The organism is Pseudomonas proteolytica, assembly GCF_007858275.1.
Classification (GTDB): Bacteria; Pseudomonadota; Gammaproteobacteria; order Pseudomonadales; family Pseudomonadaceae; genus Aquipseudomonas; species Aquipseudomonas proteolytica.
This window is the reverse complement of sequence record NZ_VFEV01000005.1, coordinates 196776-214526: the sequence shown is the minus strand read 5'-3', so window position 1 is coordinate 214526 and position 17751 is coordinate 196776. Positions and strand designations below refer to the sequence as shown.

General features: G+C 57.1%; 19 protein-coding genes and 1 pseudogene. 1 reads left to right on the top strand and 19 read right to left on the bottom strand.

All coding sequences use genetic code 11. The features are described 5' to 3' along the window. Positions 1 to 114 (top strand): annotated as a pseudogene (locus tag FIV38_RS05990) (IS110 family transposase); the annotation flags it as partial. 45 nt (positions 115 to 159) lie between these two features. On the opposite strand, the gene glmU reads toward FIV38_RS05990, so the two are convergent. From glmU to rpmH, 19 genes are all read right to left on the bottom strand, one after another. After that, positions 160 to 1527 carry a bifunctional UDP-N-acetylglucosamine diphosphorylase/glucosamine-1-phosphate N-acetyltransferase GlmU gene (glmU, locus tag FIV38_RS05985; protein ID WP_092232395.1) on the bottom strand — a complete coding sequence of 456 codons (1368 nt, stop codon included), beginning with the start codon at positions 1525 to 1527 and terminating at the stop codon, positions 160 to 162. Positions 1528 to 1650: 123 nt separating this feature from the next. Beyond that, entirely contained in the window at positions 1651 to 2067 is a 417-nt protein-coding gene (locus FIV38_RS05975) for a F0F1 ATP synthase subunit epsilon (protein WP_032885166.1), read from the bottom strand. Positions 2068 to 2111: 44 nt separating this feature from the next. Then, complete coding sequence (gene atpD / locus FIV38_RS05970; protein ID WP_029290131.1) at positions 2112 to 3488, bottom strand: F0F1 ATP synthase subunit beta; 1377 nt, start codon at positions 3486 to 3488, stop codon at positions 2112 to 2114. A gap of 27 nt (positions 3489 to 3515) precedes the next feature. After that, positions 3516 to 4376 carry a F0F1 ATP synthase subunit gamma gene (atpG, locus tag FIV38_RS05965; RefSeq protein WP_029290134.1) on the bottom strand — a complete coding sequence of 287 codons (861 nt, stop codon included), beginning with the start codon at positions 4374 to 4376 and terminating at the stop codon, positions 3516 to 3518. Positions 4377 to 4426: 50 nt separating this feature from the next. Beyond that, complete coding sequence (atpA, locus tag FIV38_RS05960) at positions 4427 to 5971, bottom strand: F0F1 ATP synthase subunit alpha (protein ID WP_029290137.1); 1545 nt, start codon at positions 5969 to 5971, stop codon at positions 4427 to 4429. A gap of 21 nt (positions 5972 to 5992) precedes the next feature. Then, positions 5993 to 6529, bottom strand: coding sequence for a F0F1 ATP synthase subunit delta (locus FIV38_RS05955; protein ID WP_057439298.1), 537 nt, complete (start codon positions 6527 to 6529; stop codon positions 5993 to 5995). A 12-nt stretch (positions 6530 to 6541) separates the two neighbouring features. Then, positions 6542 to 7012: a F0F1 ATP synthase subunit B gene (locus FIV38_RS05950; RefSeq protein ID WP_008439543.1), complete on the bottom strand. Its 471-nt coding sequence runs from the start codon at positions 7010 to 7012 to the stop codon at positions 6542 to 6544. Positions 7013 to 7068: 56 nt separating this feature from the next. Beyond that, positions 7069 to 7326: a F0F1 ATP synthase subunit C gene (gene atpE / locus FIV38_RS05945; protein ID WP_002555987.1), complete on the bottom strand. Its 258-nt coding sequence runs from the start codon at positions 7324 to 7326 to the stop codon at positions 7069 to 7071. A 133-nt stretch (positions 7327 to 7459) separates the two neighbouring features. Then, on the bottom strand, positions 7460 to 8329 hold the full coding sequence (atpB, locus tag FIV38_RS05940) for a F0F1 ATP synthase subunit A (RefSeq protein WP_029290172.1): 870 nt from the start codon (positions 8327 to 8329) through the stop codon (positions 7460 to 7462). A gap of 16 nt (positions 8330 to 8345) precedes the next feature. Further along, positions 8346 to 8753, bottom strand: a complete 408-nt coding sequence (locus FIV38_RS05935; RefSeq protein WP_010565865.1) for a F0F1 ATP synthase subunit I — start codon at positions 8751 to 8753, stop codon at positions 8346 to 8348. Positions 8754 to 8901: 148 nt separating this feature from the next. Then, the gene (locus FIV38_RS05930) at positions 8902 to 9774 is read right to left on the bottom strand and encodes a ParB/RepB/Spo0J family partition protein (protein WP_070996615.1); all 873 of its coding nucleotides are present in this window, start codon (positions 9772 to 9774) and stop codon (positions 8902 to 8904) included. 9 nt (positions 9775 to 9783) lie between these two features. Continuing rightward, positions 9784 to 10581: a ParA family protein gene (locus FIV38_RS05925; RefSeq protein ID WP_005792605.1), complete on the bottom strand. Its 798-nt coding sequence runs from the start codon at positions 10579 to 10581 to the stop codon at positions 9784 to 9786. An 18-nt stretch (positions 10582 to 10599) separates the two neighbouring features. Beyond that, on the bottom strand, positions 10600 to 11244 hold the full coding sequence (rsmG, locus tag FIV38_RS05920) for a 16S rRNA (guanine(527)-N(7))-methyltransferase RsmG (protein WP_029290181.1): 645 nt from the start codon (positions 11242 to 11244) through the stop codon (positions 10600 to 10602). Beyond that, positions 11241 to 13133, bottom strand: coding sequence for a tRNA uridine-5-carboxymethylaminomethyl(34) synthesis enzyme MnmG (gene mnmG, locus FIV38_RS05915; protein WP_029290183.1), 1893 nt, complete (start codon positions 13131 to 13133; stop codon positions 11241 to 11243). The genes rsmG and mnmG overlap by 4 nt, the downstream gene beginning before the upstream one ends. Positions 13134 to 13683: 550 nt before the next feature. Continuing rightward, positions 13684 to 15054, bottom strand: a complete 1371-nt coding sequence (mnmE, locus tag FIV38_RS05905) for a tRNA uridine-5-carboxymethylaminomethyl(34) synthesis GTPase MnmE (protein ID WP_070996612.1) — start codon at positions 15052 to 15054, stop codon at positions 13684 to 13686. A 79-nt stretch (positions 15055 to 15133) separates the two neighbouring features. Then, positions 15134 to 16816: a membrane protein insertase YidC gene (gene yidC, locus FIV38_RS05900; protein WP_029290187.1), complete on the bottom strand. Its 1683-nt coding sequence runs from the start codon at positions 16814 to 16816 to the stop codon at positions 15134 to 15136. A 2-nt stretch (positions 16817 to 16818) separates the two neighbouring features. Beyond that, positions 16819 to 17064, bottom strand: coding sequence for a membrane protein insertion efficiency factor YidD (gene yidD / locus FIV38_RS05895; protein ID WP_010465488.1), 246 nt, complete (start codon positions 17062 to 17064; stop codon positions 16819 to 16821). Further along, positions 17057 to 17461: a ribonuclease P protein component gene (gene rnpA / locus FIV38_RS05890; RefSeq protein WP_029290189.1), complete on the bottom strand. Its 405-nt coding sequence runs from the start codon at positions 17459 to 17461 to the stop codon at positions 17057 to 17059. The genes yidD and rnpA overlap by 8 nt, the downstream gene beginning before the upstream one ends. A gap of 16 nt (positions 17462 to 17477) precedes the next feature. Then, positions 17478 to 17612, bottom strand: a complete 135-nt coding sequence (gene rpmH, locus FIV38_RS05885; RefSeq protein WP_003213577.1) for a 50S ribosomal protein L34 — start codon at positions 17610 to 17612, stop codon at positions 17478 to 17480. Positions 17613 to 17751: the final 139 nt, after the last annotated feature.

Sequence of the window (17751 nt, the reverse complement as noted above, 5' to 3'; positions counted from 1 at the left end):
ACCCAAGCCCTGGTAATCCTCGCCCGCAAGCTCTGCCGGGTGGCATTCGCGCTGATGAAAAACCAGAGCGAATACCAACCGAACTTAAGGTTGCAGGGTTTACCTGCAACATAGAATCTCCCACATTGGAGATTTTTTGCCTGTGACGGTGTGGATAACTCAGGTCTTTTTGATTTTGACCGGGCGCTTCCAGCCGTCGATATTTCGCTGGCGGGCGCGGGCCACACCTAGCTGCAAGTTATCCACATCCTGATTGATGGTGGAGCCTGCGGCCGTACTGGCACCATCGCCCACCTTCACAGGGGCAACCAGCGAGTTATTGGAGCCGATGAATACATCTTCTCCCAACACGGTCTGGTGCTTGTTGGCGCCATCGTAGTTGCAGGTGATGGTGCCTGCGCCGATGTTGGTGCGAGCGCCGATAACGGCGTCGCCCAGGTAAGTCAGGTGACCCGCCTTGGCGCCCTCGCCCAGGTGGGCGTTTTTCAGTTCGACAAAGTTACCCACATGGGCCTTGGCCTCCAGCACGCTACCAGGCCGCAACCGCGCGAACGGCCCGGCATCGCTGCCCTCGCCCATCACTGCTCCGTCAATATGGCTGTTAGCCTTGATCACCACGCCTTTGCGCAGGGTGCTGTCCTTAATTACGCAGTTGGGGCCAATCACCACGTCGTCTTCAATGATCACGCGGCCTTCAAGGATCACGTTGATATCAATCAGCACGTCACGGCCCACGGTAACCTCACCGCGCACATCGAAACGCGCCGGATCACGCAGTGTCACGCCCTGGGCCATCAAGCGGCGGCCTTCGCGCAGTTGGTAGTGACGCTCCAGTTCCGCCAGTTGCTTGCGGTCGTTGGCGCCCTGCACTTCCATTGGGTCGTGGGGCTGCTCAGTGGCGACCAGCAGGCCATCGCTGACGGCCATCTCGATGACGTCGGTGAGGTAGTACTCGCCCTGGGCGTTGTTGTTCGACAGACGACTCATCCAGTCCGCCAAATGCGCTGCCGGCACCGCGAGAATCCCCGTGTTGCCTTCGGTAATTGCCCGCTGGGCCTCAGTGGCGTCCTTGTGCTCGACGATGGCTGTGACCTTGCCGTCGGCATTGCGCACGATACGGCCGTAACCGGTCGGGTCGTCCAGCTCGACGGTGAGCAACCCCATCTGGCCAGGCACCACGTGTTTGAGCAGACGCTGCAGGGTTTCTACCTCGATAAGCGGCACGTCACCGTAAAGGATCAGCACAGTGTCAGCCTTGATGAACGGTACGGCTTGCGCCGTGGCATGACCGGTCCCCAATTGCTTGTCCTGCAATACGAAATTCAAGTCGTCGGCGGCCAGACGCTCACGCACCACGTCGGCGCCGTGGCCAATCACCACGTGGATACGCTGTGGCTCCAATTGCCGGGCGCTGTGGATAACATGGCCAAGCATGGAGTTGCCAGCAACCGGGTGCAGTACCTTGGGCAGGGCTGAACGCATGCGAGTGCCCTGGCCTGCGGCGAGAATGACGATTTCAAGAGACATGAATGGCTACCAATCCTGGGCGGTCCGGCTTCAGACCAAAGAAGTGTTTTGCAAGAAAAGAAAAAGGGTAGCCGAGGCTACCCTTTTTAATCAATCGCGCATGAAGCATGACGGCTTGGCCGCTTACTTCTTGCGGATCTGCTGGAGCGTGCGCAGCTGGGCTGCAGCCTCGGCCAGACGTACAGCAGCAGCGCTGTAGTCGAAGTCCGCACCCTTTTCGTTCAGGGCCTTCTCGGCAGCCTTGACGGCTTCCTGAGCGGAGGCTTCATCCAGGTCGCCAGCACGTTGCACGGTGTCGGCAAGTACCTTGACCATGTTCGGCTGAACTTCGAGGAAACCACCGGAGATGTAGAACACCTCCCTCTCCCCGCCCTGCTTGGTCAGAGTGATCGGACCTGGCTTCAAGCTGGTGATCAACGGCGCGTGGCCCATGGCAATACCCAGGTCACCGAGTTCGCCGTGTGCAATCACCATTTCTACCAGACCGGAGAAGATTTCCCCTTCCGCGCTGACGATATCGCAATGGACTGTCATAGCCATCTGATTGCCTCAACCTGATGAGCGCCCGTTGCCGGGCGCCTGGATTACAGTTTCTTGGCTTTCTCGATCGCTTCTTCGATGCCGCCGACCATGTAGAACGCTTGTTCTGGCAGGTGGTCGTAGTCACCGTTGAGGATGCCTTTGAAGCCAGCGATGGTGTCTTTCAGGGAAACGTATTTACCCGAAGCACCGGTGAAGACTTCAGCCACGAAGAACGGCTGCGACAAGAAGCGCTGGATCTTACGAGCGCGGGATACCAACTGCTTGTCGGTTTCCGACAGCTCGTCCATACCCAGGATCGCAATGATGTCCTTCAGCTCTTTGTAGCGCTGCAGCACGTACTGAACGCCGCGAGCGGTGTCGTAGTGCTCCTGGCCGATCACGTTCGGGTCCAGCTGGCGCGAAGTCGAGTCGAGTGGATCGACCGCTGGGTAGATACCCAGGGAAGCGATGTCACGGGACAGTACGACGGTGGCGTCCAAGTGGGCGAAGGTGGTCGCTGGCGACGGGTCGGTCAAGTCATCCGCAGGTACGTATACCGCTTGGATCGAAGTGATCGAACCTTCCTTGGTCGAAGTGATACGTTCTTGCAGAACGCCCATCTCTTCAGCCAGGGTCGGCTGGTAACCTACTGCAGAAGGCATACGGCCCAGCAGTGCGGATACTTCAGTACCGGCCAGGGTGTAACGGTAGATGTTGTCGACGAACAGCAGAACGTCGTTACCTTCGTCACGGAACTTCTCGGCCATGGTCAGGCCAGTCAGTGCTACGCGCAGACGGTTACCCGGCGGCTCGTTCATCTGACCGTAGACCAGTGCCACTTTGTCCAGAACGTTGGAGTCCTTCATCTCGTGGTAGAAGTCGTTACCCTCACGAGTACGCTCACCCACACCGGCGAACACGGAATAACCGCTGTGCTCGATGGCGATGTTACGGATCAGTTCCATCATGTTTACGGTTTTGCCTACACCGGCACCACCGAACAGACCGACTTTACCGCCTTTGGCGAACGGGCAAACCAGGTCGATAACCTTGATGCCGGTTTCCAGCAGGTCGTTGCCGCCCGCTTGCTCGGCGAACGAAGGTGCTGGACGGTGAATGCCCCAGCGCTCTTCAGTATCGATCGGGCCAGCTTCGTCAATCGGGTTGCCCAGTACGTCCATGATCCGGCCCAGGGTCGCTTTACCGACCGGTACGGAGATGGCAGCGCCAGTGTCGACAACGTCCAGACCGCGCTTCAAGCCTTCGGTGGAACCCATCGCAATGGTACGAACTACGCCGTCGCCCAGCTGCTGCTGAACTTCGAGAGTCGTTTGCGCGCCTTGTACTTTCAGCGCGTTGTAGATGCTCGGTACGCTGTCGCGTGGGAATTCCACGTCGATAACGGCGCCGATGATTTGAACGATACGTCCGCTACTCATAGCTGGATCCTCTGAATATTTGAACCGTTAAACCGCGGCAGCGCCGCCGACGATTTCCGAGATCTCTTGGGTGATCGCAGCCTGACGCGCCTTGTTGTAGATCAGCTGCAAATCGCTGATCAGATCACCGGCGTTGTCGGTAGCGTTTTTCATCGCGATCATCCGCGCCGCTTGTTCAGCTGCGTTGTTCTCGACCACCGCCTGGTACACCTGCGACTCCACGTAGCGCACCATCAAGCCGTCAAGCAGCTCTTTGGCGTCTGGTTCGTAGAGGTAGTCCCAGTGGTGCTTGAGTTCCTGATCCGGGGTCGCCACCAGTGGAATCAATTGCTCCACGGTTGGCTGCTGGGTCATGGTGTTGATGAACTTGTTGGATACCACGGACAGGCGGTCGATCCGGCCTTCCAGGTACGCATCCAGCATCACCTTCACACTGCCGATCAAGTCATTGATCGACGGCTCTTCACCCAGGTGGCTGATAGCTGCAACGACGTTACCGCCGAAGTTGCGGAAAAAGGCCGCACCCTTGCTACCAACAACACACAGATCAATCTCGACGCCGTTTTCGCGGTTTACCGCCATGTCCTTGACCAGGGCCTTGAACAGGTTGGTATTCAAACCACCGCACAAACCACGGTCACTGCTCACTACCACATAACCTACACGCTTGACGGCGCGCTCGATCATGAACGGGTGGCGGTATTCCGGGTTGGCGTTGGCCAGATGCCCAATTACCTGGCGGATACGCTCCGCATAAGGACGGCTAGCAGACATGCGCATTTGTGCCTTGCGCATTTTGCTGACCGCCACTTTCTCCATGGCGCTGGTAATTTTTTGCGTGCTTTTGATGCTCGCAATCTTACTGCGAATCTCTTTTGCGCCTGCCATGTAACACCTATCAGGTTAGCAAGCGGGAGCCTTGCGGCTCCCGCTGCGGCTTACCAGGTTTGGGTGGCCTTGAACTTCTCGATACCAGCCTTCAGGCCAGCGTCGATTTCGTCATTGAAGTCACCCTTCACGTTGATCTTGGCCATCAAATCGGCATGATCTCGGTTGAAGTAAGCAATCAGCGCTTGTTCAAAGCTGCCGACCTTGGCGATTTCGACGTCAGTCAGGAACCCACGCTCAGCGGCATACAGCGACAGCGACATGTCAGCGATCGACATTGGCGCGTATTGCTTCTGCTTCATCAGCTCGGTAACGCGCTGACCATGCTCAAGTTGCTTACGGGTCGCTTCGTCCAGGTCAGAAGCGAACTGGGCGAATGCCGCCAGTTCACGGTACTGAGCCAGAGCGGTACGGATACCACCGGAGAGCTTCTTGATGATCTTGGTCTGAGCGGCACCACCCACACGGGATACCGAAACACCGGCGTTCACAGCAGGACGGATCCCGGAGTTGAACATGGCCGATTCCAGGAAGATCTGACCGTCGGTGATGGAAATCACGTTGGTCGGAACGAACGCGGAAACGTCGCCAGCCTGGGTTTCGATGATAGGCAGTGCGGTCAGGGAACCGGTTTTGCCGGTCACTGCGCCGTTGGTGAACTTCTCTACGTACTCTTCGGATACGCGGGATGCGCGCTCCAGCAGACGGGAGTGGAGATAGAACACGTCGCCTGGGTAGGCTTCACGGCCTGGTGGACGGCGCAGCAGCAGGGAAATCTGGCGGTAAGCCACTGCTTGCTTGGACAGATCGTCATAAACGATCAGCGCGTCTTCACCGCGGTCGCGGAAGAATTCACCCATGGTGCAACCGGAGTACGGTGCCAGGAATTGCAGCGCAGGAGATTCCGAAGCACTGGCAGCCACGATGATCGTGTTGGCCAGGGCGCCGTTTTCTTCCAGCTTGCGAACCACGTTGGCGATGGTCGATTGTTTCTGACCGATTGCTACGTAGACGCAGAAAATGCCGCTGTCTTTCTGGTTGATGATCGCGTCGATCGCCAGAGCGGTCTTACCGATCTGACGGTCACCGATGATCAGCTCACGCTGGCCACGGCCGACTGGGATCATGGCATCGACAGCTTTGTAGCCAGTCTGTACAGGCTGGTCTACCGACTTACGCCAGATCACGCCTGGAGCAACTTTCTCGACCGCGTCGGTCTCGGTGTTGCCCAGTGGACCTTTACCGTCAACAGGGTTACCCAGTGCGTCGACAACGCGACCCAGCAGTTCCTTACCAACCGGAACTTCGAGGATGCGGCCTGTGCACTTGGCGCTCATGCCTTCAGCCAGACTGGTGTATGCGCCCAATACAACGGCACCTACGGAGTCTTGCTCCAGGTTGAGGGCCATACCGTAGACGCCGCCCGGAAACTCGATCATCTCGCCGTACATTACGTCGGCCAGACCGTGAATCCGCACGATGCCGTCAGATACGCTGACGACAGTGCCTTCGTTACGGGCTTGGGAGGTCACATCGAGCTTGTCGATGCGGCCCTTGATAATTTCACTTATTTCGGAAGGATTGAGTTGCTGCATTGCTCTGCTGCCCCTTCAAACTCAAGATTTCAATGCTTCGGCAAGATTCGCGAGTTTGCCGCGAATCGAGCCATCGATAACCAGGTCGCCGGCGCGAATGACAACACCCCCAATGAGGGATGGGTCTTCCGCAACTTGCAGGCGCACTTCCCGGTCGAGTCGTGCACTGAGAACCTTGGCGAGTTTGTCTTGCTGTTCTTGGTTCAATGCAAAAGCACTGGTCACTTCAACGTCTACCGACTTCTCTTGCTCGGCCTTGTACAGGTCGAACAGAGCGGCAATCTCCGGCAAAAGCGGGAGACGGTCGTTTTCGGCAACGACGTGGATGAAGTTCTGCACTTTCACATCAAACTTGTCGCCGCACACGTCAATAAACGTGGCGGCCTTGTCTGCGCTCGTCAGTCGCGGGGCCTTGAGCACGCGCTGCATGGTGTCGTCTTGCGACACTGCTGCAGCCAGGCCGAGCATGGCTGACCAAGAGGCCAGCTGCTGGTGGGCCTGGGCGTGCTCGAAGGCTGCCTTAGCGTAAGGTCGGGCCAACGTGGTCAATTCTGCCATGATCGCCCTCGCTTAAATTTCAGCAGCCAGTTTGTTTACCAGCTCCGCGTGCGCGTTTTGATCGATTGTGGCACCCAGGATCTTCTCAGCACCGCCGACGGCCAGAGCACCCAGTTGGGCACGCAGCGCATCTTTGACACCGTTCAATTCCTGTTCGATCTCGGCCTGAGCCTGAACCTTCACACGGTCAGCGTCGATACGGGCTTTTTCAACAGCCTCTTCAACAATCTGGTTACCGCGTTTCTTGGCTTGCTCAATGATTTCAGCTGCCTGAGCCTTCGCTTCGCGCAGTTGCTGACCCGCTTTATCTTGGGCCAACTCCAGGTCGCGAGCTGCTCGTGCGGCAGCGTCCAGTCCATCCGCGATCTTCTTCTGACGTTCGTGCAAAGCCGCGATGACCGGAGGCCATACGAACTTCATGCAGAAAACAACAAAAATCAAGAACGCTAAGGACTGACCAATAATGGTTGCATTAATGTTCACGCCAATACCTCGCTCGTTCGTTGCACAACACACCAATCACTCGAAAAAACGAGTGATTAACCGGCGAGTTGACCAACGAAGGGGTTCGCGAAGGTGAAGAACAGAGCGATACCAACACCGATCATGGTCACGGCGTCGAGCAGGCCGGCAACGATGAACATTTTAACTTGCAGCATTGGAACCATTTCTGGCTGACGCGCTGCGCCTTCCAGGAACTTGCCGCCCAACAGGCCGAAACCAATGGCAGTACCCAGGGCGCCCAGGCCGATCAACAGTGCAACAGCGATAGCGGTTAGACCAACTACAGTTTCCATCTTTCCTCCCGACTTTTACGTCGTATGGTTTAGGTTTTTTAGATTTTAAAGCGGTAAAACAAATCGTTTCATAGCCCTTGGGGGCCACCTTCCCGTTTCACCGGGAAGGACATCAGACTAGTCGAGACTGGTCTTAATGGTTCTCTTCGTGCGCCATCGACAGGTAGACGATGGTCAGCATCATGAAGATAAACGCCTGCAGGGTAATGATCAGGATGTGGAACACAGCCCACGCCCACTGCAGAACAATGCCCAGGCCGCTAAGCCAGAGCAGGCCGCTGCCGAACATCACAGCGATCAGAATGAACACCAGCTCGCCGGCATACATGTTGCCGAACAGTCGCAGAGCCAGGGAAATCGGCTTGGCGATCAGGGTGACGAATTCCAGCAGGAAGTTCACCGGGATCAGCAGGGCTTGAACGAAGATGTTCTTGCTGCCGAACGGGTGCAGGGTCAGTTCGCCGATGAAGCCGCCGATGCCCTTGATCTTGATGCTGTAGAAGATGATCAACGCGAACACCGACAGGGCCATGCCCAGGGTAGCGTTCGGGTCAGTGGTCGATACCGCGCGGAATGGGATGTGCGGGTCGCCGCTGATCCACATGGCCACTTGCGGGATCCAGTCCACCGGGATCAGGTCGACGGCGTTCATCAGGAACACCCAGACGAAGATGGTCAGTGCCAGCGGTGCAATCACCGGGCTACGGCCATGGAAGCTGTCTTTCACGCTGCCATCGACGAATTCGACCAATACTTCAACGAAGTTCTGCAAAGCACCTGGCTGACCGGAAGTCGCCTTCTTTGCCGCCATGCGGAAAATCAGGACGAAGATCAGACCCAATGCGACCGACCAGCCCAGAGTATCCAGGTGGAAAGCCCAGAAACCCATTTCTTTGGCCTCTGCTGCGGAGTGGGCAAAGCCCCAGCCGCCGTTGGGAAGCTGACCGAAGGTCAGGTTCTGCAAGTGGTGCTGGATATAGCCCGAAGCGGTTGTTTCTGCCATGGTTGCCTCAAACGCCCTAAGGTTTCGAAAGTCTTGTTTTCATTAGCAGGGGAGCGAACCAGCTGACCAGTTGGGTCAACACGAAGACGCCGAATACAGCTAGCGGCGCCAATGGCTTCACACCTGCAAAGGTCAGTGCAAACAGCACTGCCGTCAAAATCAGTTTCCCTGCTTCGCCGGCATAAAAAGACCGGACGATAGCCTGGGCTGCTCGGGCGCCGGAAAACCGAAAGGCCCTGTGAGCAAAATACATATTGGGCAGCAAGGCTATCAGGCCTCCGCAGAGTCCTGAATACCCGGCTACGACCCCATGCCAATACCAAAGCGCCAATGCGGCGATCAGCAGAATGACAAATTGGGCCAATAAAACCGGGAAAACGGCCAAGCGATGGAACGGCAACGTGTTTGGCGTGCGGGTTTCCATCACTCTTGCTCCTCAATGGTCGGCTGCCGGAAATCAATAACTTGGCATAATTTGTGCCGACAAAATGCGCGCAGAGTATAGGGGCGGTTCTGCCCCTATTCAACTGCCGGGTAGTGATTTCCGACTGCACGCTACATAAGCAAATGTTTCAGCGGATGTGGGAAAGAACGCCCTGGAGCTCATCGAGGGAGTTATATCCGATAACCAATTGCCCTTTACCCTTCTTACCGTGGCGAATTTGCACCGCAGAGCCCAGCCGCTCGGCCAGGCGCTGCTCAAGGCGCGCAATATCCGGATCAGTTTTGGCGGTTTCAACCGGTGCAGGTTTGCCACTGAGCCACTGGCGAACCAGGGCCTCGGTCTGACGAACGGTGAGACCTCGTGCGACAACGTGTCGCGCCCCTTCAACCTGTTGATTTTCCGGTAAACCGAGCAAAGCACGGGCATGACCCATTTCCAGGTCACCGTGGGACAACATGGTCTTGATCACTTCTGGAAGCGCGATCAGACGCAACAGGTTGGAAACCGTGACACGGGATTTGCCCACCGCATCGGCCACTTCCTGCTGAGTCAGCTTGAATTCCTGCTGCAAGCGCTGCAGGGCAATGGCTTCCTCGATGGGATTGAGGTCTTCGCGCTGGATATTCTCGATCAATGCCATGGCAATGGCAGTTTCATCCGGCACATCGCGCACCATCGCCGGGATGGTTTCCTGGCCGGCCTGCTGACTGGCGCGCCACCGGCGTTCGCCGGCGATGATTTCAAACCGACCGCCACCAATGGGGCGCACCACAATCGGCTGCATCACGCCCTGGGCCTTGATCGAATTGGCCAGCTCTTCCAGCGCCTGCGGGTCCATGTCCCGGCGCGGCTGGTACTTGCCACGCTGGATCAGGTCCAACGGCAAGTGTTGCAGCTCACGGGAGTCGGCCTGCACCGCCTGTTCTTCCAGCGAAGTGACAGTCGGACCACTCAGCAGTGCATCCAGTCCACGTCCGAGACCTCGTTTCTTGACGGCCATGGGGATTCCTTAAGTTGGCTGGGCGGCAGCGGTGCGTGAGTTGCGGCGTTGGCGACGAACCATCTCGCCGGCCAGCGCCAGGTAGGCAATGGCACCACGGGATGACTTGTCGTACGCCAGCGCGGGCATGCCATAGCTTGGCGCTTCGGCCAGGCGGATGTTCCGTGGGATCACTGTGTCGTAGAGCTGGTCGCCAAAGTGCTCCTTGAGCTGCGCCGACACATCGTTCATCAAGCTCAGGCGCGGGTCATACATGGTCCGCAGCAGGCCTTCGACTTTCAGGTTCGGGTTGAGCAACTCAGCGATGCGCTTGATGTTATCCACAAGGTCACTCAAGCCTTCGAGGGCGAAGTACTCGCACTGCATGGGGATAATCACCCCATCGGCGGCGACCAACGCGTTGAGCGTCAGCATCGACAGCGACGGTGGGCAGTCGATCAAAATGTAATCGTAATTCTCGCGTATCGGCGCCAGGGCGCTGCGCAGACGGCTTTCTTTCATCTGCATTTCCAGCAGCACCACTTCCGCCGCGGTCAGATCGCGGTTGGCCGGCAGCAGTTGGTAACCGCCGTGCTCGGAATAGTGCATGGCCTGGGCCAGGTCGCACTCGCCAATCAGCAAGTCGTAGACCGAGTTTTCCAGGCCGTGTTTATCCACACCGCTACCCATGGTGGCGTTGCCCTGTGGATCGAGATCGATCAACAGCACCCGACGCTTGGTAGCGACCAGGGATGCTGCGAGGTTGATGCAGGTGGTGGTTTTGCCCACGCCACCTTTCTGGTTCGCTATCGCGAATACCTTAGCCATTCTTGCTTGTGTTCCCAATCATGCCGTGCGGCGCAGTATCAGCAGATGGCGTTGGCCTTGGCAACCGGGTACGGCCAAGGCGTGTTCGCTATCGAGGTGGAAGTCTGCCGGCAATGCTAACAGCTCGTCGCTTGGATGAACGCCCTTCATTGCCAGCCAACGGGTGTTCAGGTCGCCCAGGTGGCGCGTCCAGTTGCTGAAGTTCTCCATGCTGCTGAAGGCCCTGGAAACAATTCCATTGAAGGGCTGCTCAGGCGTGAAGGCTTCTACGCGGCTGTGGATAACTTGCAGGTTGTCCAGCTTGAGTTCGAGTTTGACCTGGGTCAGGAAGCGGGTTTTCTTACCGTTGCTGTCCAGGCATGTCACTTGCGACTCGGGAAACAGGATGGCCAGCGGGATGCCAGGCATGCCTCCGCCACTGCCAACGTCCAACCAGCGCCCGTTTTCGATGAATGGCATCACGCTCAAGCTGTCGAGCAAATGCCGCGAGACCATTTCGTCCGGATCGCGCACCGCAGTCAGGTTGTAGGCCTTGTTCCATTTGATCAACAGGGCCAGATAACCCAACAGCAACTCATGCTGGGCTTCGGTCAGTTCCACGCCCAATTGGCGCGCACCTGTGGATAACTCTTCGGCGTGTTGCGAGGTGACCAACGAACTCAAGCGCTTTGCTCCAACTGACGGCCCGCGCCGCGTTTTTTCAAATGAATCATCAACAGCGAAATGGCTGCCGGGGTGACGCCCGGGATACGGGAAGCCTGGCCCAGGGTCTCGGGACGAGTTATCCCCAGCTTGCTTTGAATTTCTTTCGACAGGCCGGAAATCCCGGTGTAATCGATATCCACAGGCAGCTTGGTGTCTTCACTGGCGCGCAGTCGAGCGATCTCGTCCTGCTGACGATCAATGTAACCGGCATATTTGGTCTTGATTTCGACCTGCTCGGCCACCTGTGGATCTTCTGCGCCGCCGCCAGTGACTTCGACCAGACCAGCGTAGTCGATTTCCGGACGGGACAGCAGGTTCAACAGGTTGTACTCGTGGGTCAGCGGCGTGCCAAATTTTTCGGCAATGGCATCGCCTTGCTCAGTACCCGGACGCACCCAAGTACTTTTCAGGCGCTGCTCTTCCAGTTCGATGCTTTCGCGTTTTTTGCAGAACGCTGCCCAACGCGCGTCATCGACCAGGCCCAGCTCGCGACCTTTTTCGGTCAGGCGCAGGTCGGCGTTGTCTTCGCGCAGGATCAGGCGATATTCGGCCCGGGAGGTGAACATCCGATACGGTTCCTGGGTACCCAGGGTAATCAGGTCGTCAACCAACACCCCGATGTACGCTTCATCGCGACGCGGGCACCAGCTGTCTTTGCCCTGGGCGCGCAATGCCGCATTGGTCCCGGCCAGCAAACCCTGGGCGCCGGCTTCTTCGTAACCGGTGGTGCCGTTGATTTGCCCGGCGAAGAACAGGCCGCCGATCACTTTGGTTTCCAGGCTGTATTTCAAGTCCCGTGGATCGAAGTAGTCGTACTCGATGGCGTAGCCAGGTCGCACGATGTGCGCGTTTTCCATGCCGCGAATCGACTGCACGATCTGGATTTGCACGTCGAACGGCAGGGAAGTGGAAATCCCGTTCGGGTACAGCTCGTGGGTAGTCAAACCTTCCGGCTCGATAAAGACCTGGTGGCTTTCCTTGTCGGCAAAGCGGTGGATCTTGTCTTCGATCGACGGGCAATAGCGCGGGCCGATGCCCTCAATCACCCCGGAATACATCGGCGAACGATCAAGGTTGGCCGCGATGATTTCGTGGGTACGCGCATTGGTGTGGGTAATCCAGCAACTCACCTGTTTCGGGTGTTGCTCCTTGGACCCCATGAACGACATCACCGGGATCGGCGTATCCCCGGCTTGCTCGGTCATTACCGAGAAATCCACAGAACGCCCGTCGATACGCGGCGGGGTCCCGGTTTTCAGGCGACCGACACGCAGTGGCAGTTCGCGCAGGCGATGAGCAAGGGCAATGGACGGCGGATCACCGGCACGGCCACCCGAATAGTTCTGCATCCCGATGTGGATAAGTCCACCGAGGAAGGTACCGGTTGTCAGCACCACGGATTCTGCAAAGAAACGCAGGCCCATTTGCGTGACAACGCCGCGAACCTGGTCCTGTTCGACGATCAGGTCGTCAGCAGCTTGCTGAAATATCCACAGGTTGGCCTGGTTTTCCAGGGTTTCGCGTACTGCCGCCTTGTACAGAATGCGGTCGGCCTGTGCTCGAGTAGCGCGCACGGCCGGGCCTTTGCGGCTGTTGAGCACACGAAATTGAATACCACCCTTGTCGGTAGCCATGGCCATCACACCGCCAAGGGCGTCGATTTCCTTGACCAGGTGGCTTTTGCCGATCCCACCAATGGCGGGGTTGCAACTCATGGCACCAAGGGTTTCCACGTTGTGCGTCAGCAACAGGGTTTTGACCCCCATGCGGGCTGACGCCAGTGCTGCCTCGGTACCGGCATGACCGCCGCCGATGACGATCACTTCAAAACGGGAAGGGAAATCCACCACGCACCTCGTGCCTGCTTATGTAGGTAATCAGGAATTGTCTGTTGAAAGAGTTTTGGAGCTATGGCGGCAAGTATAGGGACTTAGCCCTTCCTAAAGAACCCTTTGCACAAAATTTAACCAGCTGTGGATGAATCAGAGGTAATAGAAATTAAAAGAGAGAAATTTATTAAATCTTTGTTTTTATGTTTATTTCTACTGAGCCTACTTTCTGTGGATAGATCTCTATAGGCCTTTATTTACGTGCTGTACAGAGATTCAAAAGTCTGTGGTTAGGTGCCAATGAGGCCCTTGGATAAGTGCTTTAAGCCTGTGGATTAAACAGGTGCTTATCCACAGGCGGGTTTTTACTCAGGTTTCGAGCCCTGTTATCAACTGGGCACAAGGGCGGTTATTCACAGGGCTTAATCCACAGAAAAGTGTCACACACGGCAAATTTCACCCACGGCAAGGCAGCCTTGGGGGAGGTAAATTTGAGGAAATGCGAAGGTGTGCCCTGAAACGGACGAAACAGACAGGCACCCATTGCCTGTCTGTGAACAGCGAAGGGTTATTTACCGATGCAGAAGCTGGAAAAGATCCTGCCGAGCAGATCATCAGAGCTGAACGCCCCGGTAATTTCCCCCAGCAGTTGCTGGGCCTGCCGTAAGTCTTCGGCCAACAGCTCTCCCGCGCCCGCCAGCGTCAGCTGTGCTCTGCCGTGCTCAAGGGCGGCGCTGGCATGGCGTAGGGCCTCAAGGTGCCTGCGACGAGCACTGAAGCTGCTCTCCGAGGTCTGTTCATAACCCATGCACGCCTTGAGATGATCGCGTAGCAGTTCCAGGCCATCGCCGGCAGACTTGGCGCTGAGGCTGATCGTGACATGGCCATCGTCGCTGACTTCCAGGGCAATGGCTTCCCCCGTGAGGTCGGCTTTGTTGCGAATCAGCGTGACTTTGGCCGGGTCCGGCCGTTGTTCAAGGAATTCGGGCCACAGGGCAAAAGGATCCACAGCTTCAGGTGCTGTGGCATCCACCACCAACAGCACCCGATCTGCTTCACCGATGGCCTTGAGCGCCCGTTCCACGCCGATTTTTTCCACCTGGTCATCGGTATCGCGCAAACCGGCGGTATCGACCACGTGCAGCGGCATGCCATCGATATGGATGTGTTCGCGCAGGATATCCCGGGTGGTACCGGCAATCTCGGTGACGATGGCCGCTTCACGACCCGCAAGAGCGTTGAGCAAACTCGACTTGCCGGCGTTGGGCCGGCCAGCAATCACCACTGTCATACCGTCGCGCAGCAATGCGCCCTGCCCGGCTTCCTTCAGTACTGTGGATAACTCATCGCGGACCTTATCGAGCATGGCCAGGACATGGCCATCGGCAAGAAAGTCGATTTCTTCTTCCGGGAAATCAATGGCTGCCTCGACATAGATGCGCAAACTGATCAGTTGCTCGGTGAGGTTATGCACACGTAGGGAAAACGCCCCCTGCAACGAGCGCAGGGCATTGCGTGCGGCCTGTGCAGAACTGGCCTCGATCAGGTCGGCGATGGCCTCGGCCTGGGCCAGGTCGAGCTTGTCATTGAGGAACGCACGCTCGCTGAATTCACCCGGCCGGGCCAGGCGGCAGCCCAATTGCAGGCAGCGCTGCAGCAGCATGTCCAGCACCACAGGACCGCCATGGCCCTGCAGTTCCAGCACATCCTCGCCGGTGAACGAGTTAGGCCCGGGAAAATACAGGGCCAGGCCTTCATCCAGCACCTCGAGGTCTTCAGCAAAAAAGGGCCCGTAATGCGCATACCGGGGCTTCAGCTCGCGCCCGCTGATAGCCTTGGCGGCAATGCCGGCCAGCGGTCCGGAAATTCGAACGATACCGACACCGCCCCGGCCCTGGGCGGTGGCGACGGCAGCGATGGTTTCACGAGGAGCGCTCATCAGCGGTTTCCCAGATAAAAGTGACAGAATGCAAAACGCCCCACGAGGGGGCGTCTTGAGTGGTTATCCACAGAGTAAGTTACGCCTCGGCTTTTTTGGCAGCCGCTTCGATCTTACGTGTGATGTACCACTGTTGAGAGATCGACAACACGTTGTTGACCACCCAGTACAGGACCAGACCAGCCGGGAACCACAGGAAGAAGAAGGTGAAGATGATTGGCATCATTTTCATCACCTTGGCCTGCATCGGATCCGGAGGAGTCGGGTTCAGACGCTGCTGGATGAACATGGTCGCGCCCATGATGATCGGCAGGATAAAGAACGGGTCTTTGATCGACAAGTCAGTTATCCACAGCATGAACGGCGCCTGGCGCATTTCCACGCTTTCCAGGAGCACCCAGTACAGCGACAGGAACACCGGCATCTGTACCAGAATCGGCAAGCATCCACCCAACGGGTTGATCTTCTCTTTCTTGTACAGCTCCATCATGGCTTGCGACATCTTCTGCCGGTCATCGCCATGTTGCTCTTTCAGTGCAGCCAGTTTCGGTGCAACCGCACGCATACGGGCCATCGATTTGTAGCTGGCAGCCGACAGCGGGAAGAAAATCCCTTTGATCAGCATGGTCAGGAAGATGATCGACCAGCCCCAGTTACCGACGATGCTGTGGATATGTTGCAGCAACCAGAAGATTGGCTGGGCAATGAACCACAGGATGCCGTAATCCACAGTCAGTTCCAGACCTGGGGATAACTCCTTGAGTACCGCTTGGCTTTTCGGGCCGGCATACAAGGTGGCACTGGTTTCAGCCTTGGCACCTGGTGCAACGGTCAACGCCGGGCCAGTGAAACCAATGATGTAGTTGCCCTGGTTGTCCTTGCGGGTCTGAACCAGGTTGGCTTCACCCTTGTTCGGGATCCACGCGGTTACAAAGTAGTGTTGCAGCCAGGCTACCCAACCACCTTGCACCGTTTCTTTCAGCGCGGCCTTGTCGATATCTTTCATCGACACTTTTTTGTACGGCTCGTTACTTGTCCACAGGGCAGCGCCCAGATAAGTCGCGGTGCCAGTGGCAGTGCTGGAAGACGGATCGGAGCTGCCGTCACGCTTGAGCTGGGCAAACAGGTTGCCAGTCCAGGCTTTTTCGCTGGTGTTGTCGATCAGGTAGGTGACTTTCAGATCGTACAAACCGCGAGTGAAGCTGAAACGCTTGATGTAATTGACGCCGTCGTGACTGAATTTCAGGTCGACGTTCAACTGGTTTTGGCCATCAGCCAGTTGATAAGTCTTCTGTTCGGTCGAATAAACCGGACGACCGGTAGCACGAGCATCAGGACCATCAGTGCCAGTCAGGCCGCTTTGCGCCAGATAAACACGTTCGCCACCGTTATCGAACAACTGGAATGGAACATCCGGATGGTCTTGGCGACGTGGATACAGTGGCAATTTCAGCTGGGCAATATCGCCGCCCTGTGGATCGATCGCCAGGTCCAGTACATCCGTTTTGACGTGGATGAGGTCTTTATTGGTGATGACCGCGTTGTCTACAGGGGTGCTGGTATCGGCATTCGCGCTGGGTACATCGGCACTGGCGGAAGCATTGTTACCCAACGGTGCATCTGCAATAGCAGGAGCAGACTGATTGGTAGCAACATTCTGAGTCGGCAGGGCAGCCTGGCCATAGTCCTGGTTCCATTTCAGAACCATAACGTAGGACACGATTGCCAGGGCGACGATCAGGATCGTGCGTTTAATATCCATGATTACTCGGCCATCGAAGAAGAACGGGAGGTAGGGATAGGCGGAACCGGGTCATAACCACCGGGATTCCACGGATGACAGCGACCTAAACGACGAAAGGTCAGCCAGCCACCGCGCAGAAGGCCATGATTTTCTATGGCTTCATACGCGTAGCAGGAACAACTGGGGTAGAAACGACAGTGGCTGGCCATCAGCGGACTGATGGCATAACGGTAAAACTGGATCGGAACGAGGGCCAGTTTACGCATCAGTGCTGTCTACCCCTACAGTTTCGGGGCTGACTGCTGGGGTCGGCTTGCTGGTGCGAGCCAAACGTTTCCAGAGCTTGCCGAAATGCTGAATCAATTCGGGGTTTTCTACGTCCCCCAAGCCTTTGCGCGCGACGATAACAATATCCCAACCAACCAGAGTGTCCTGGTGGAGGCGAAACGATTCGCGCATCAGACGCTTGAGGCGATTGCGCTCAACGGAGAGCTTTACGCTCTTCTTGCCGATCACCAACCCGAGACGGGGGTGATCCAGATCGTTGTTACGCGCAAGGAGCAGGAGATTTTTCCCCGGAACCTTGCCGGTGGGGGAGTCAAAGACTGCCTTGAAGTGCCGGGGGGTTAGCAGACGCTTTTCCCGACTGAAGTCCTGACTCACCACCAGTACCGGATTATCAAACTGCCAGACGCGCACGACCTTTGGCGCGGCGACGCGACAGGACAGCACGGCCGTTCTTGGTAGCCATGCGAGCACGGAAACCGTGAGTACGGGCGCGTTTGATGGTGCTTGGTTGGAAAGTACGTTTCATGGCGTGTTACCTGGTTCGTCCACAACGGGCCGGAATGGCCCCCGTTTTAAGAGACCGGGGATTCTAGAGAAAGCAAGCCTCTAGGTCAATTTCCAACCAGCTATTCCTTCAATTAGATATCTGCAGGCCCTGGGACCGA

Coding starts and splice junctions, on each gene's coding strand:
- yidC (WP_029290187.1), bottom strand. CDS start 16,816: ATGGATATTAAACGCACGATCCTGATCGTCGCCCTGGCAATCGTGTCC.
- FIV38_RS05925 (WP_005792605.1), bottom strand. CDS start 10,581: ATGGCTAAGGTATTCGCGATAGCGAACCAGAAAGGTGGCGTGGGCAAA.
- rpmH (WP_003213577.1), bottom strand. CDS start 17,612: ATGAAACGTACTTTCCAACCAAGCACCATCAAACGCGCCCGTACTCAC.
- FIV38_RS05975 (WP_032885166.1), bottom strand. CDS start 2,067: ATGGCTATGACAGTCCATTGCGATATCGTCAGCGCGGAAGGGGAAATC.
- FIV38_RS05935 (WP_010565865.1), bottom strand. CDS start 8,753: ATGGAAACCCGCACGCCAAACACGTTGCCGTTCCATCGCTTGGCCGTT.
- FIV38_RS05955 (WP_057439298.1), bottom strand. CDS start 6,529: ATGGCAGAATTGACCACGTTGGCCCGACCTTACGCTAAGGCAGCCTTC.
- mnmE (WP_070996612.1), bottom strand. CDS start 15,054: ATGAGCGCTCCTCGTGAAACCATCGCTGCCGTCGCCACCGCCCAGGGC.
- FIV38_RS05930 (WP_070996615.1), bottom strand. CDS start 9,774: ATGGCCGTCAAGAAACGAGGTCTCGGACGTGGACTGGATGCACTGCTG.
- atpA (WP_029290137.1), bottom strand. CDS start 5,971: ATGCAGCAACTCAATCCTTCCGAAATAAGTGAAATTATCAAGGGCCGC.
- glmU (WP_092232395.1), bottom strand. CDS start 1,527: ATGTCTCTTGAAATCGTCATTCTCGCCGCAGGCCAGGGCACTCGCATG.
- atpG (WP_029290134.1), bottom strand. CDS start 4,376: ATGGCAGGCGCAAAAGAGATTCGCAGTAAGATTGCGAGCATCAAAAGC.
- atpD (WP_029290131.1), bottom strand. CDS start 3,488: ATGAGTAGCGGACGTATCGTTCAAATCATCGGCGCCGTTATCGACGTG.
- atpB (WP_029290172.1), bottom strand. CDS start 8,329: ATGGCAGAAACAACCGCTTCGGGCTATATCCAGCACCACTTGCAGAAC.
- yidD (WP_010465488.1), bottom strand. CDS start 17,064: ATGCGTAAACTGGCCCTCGTTCCGATCCAGTTTTACCGTTATGCCATC.
- atpE (WP_002555987.1), bottom strand. CDS start 7,326: ATGGAAACTGTAGTTGGTCTAACCGCTATCGCTGTTGCACTGTTGATC.